The organism is Phormidium sp. CCY1219 (genome assembly GCF_035615515.1).
Lineage (GTDB): Bacteria > Cyanobacteriota > Cyanobacteriia > Cyanobacteriales > Laspinemataceae > CCY1219.
The window spans coordinates 1-261 of sequence record NZ_JAJENT010000235.1 but is presented as its reverse complement, the minus strand read 5'-3'; the positions used below and the strand labels follow the sequence as shown (position 1 = coordinate 261).

Sequence of the window (261 nt, the reverse complement as noted above, 5' to 3'; positions counted from 1 at the left end):
ATGATTCATTCCGCCGGTGGCGAAGTCGGTTTGATACACCAACCGCGAACCACTTGGCCTCAAATACACCACAATTTGACGGATTTGTTTTGACGGATAGCGCCGATAAATTCGCAAGAAATAGTCAGCCATCCGAAAGGGAATGTCGGCACTGGGTTCGGTTTGAAATTCGGCGTGCAGAACCACTTGCGACGACTGACGTAACACGATCGCATCGGCGCGAATCGGTTCGAGGGAAAGTTCTTTGACGGGTAATTCCAC

1 pseudogene is annotated in these 261 nt (G+C 50.6%); it reads right to left on the bottom strand.

Annotation, left to right across the window (positions count from 1 at the left end):
* Window positions 1-261 (bottom strand): annotated as a pseudogene (locus LKK83_RS02425) (hypothetical protein); the annotation flags it as partial.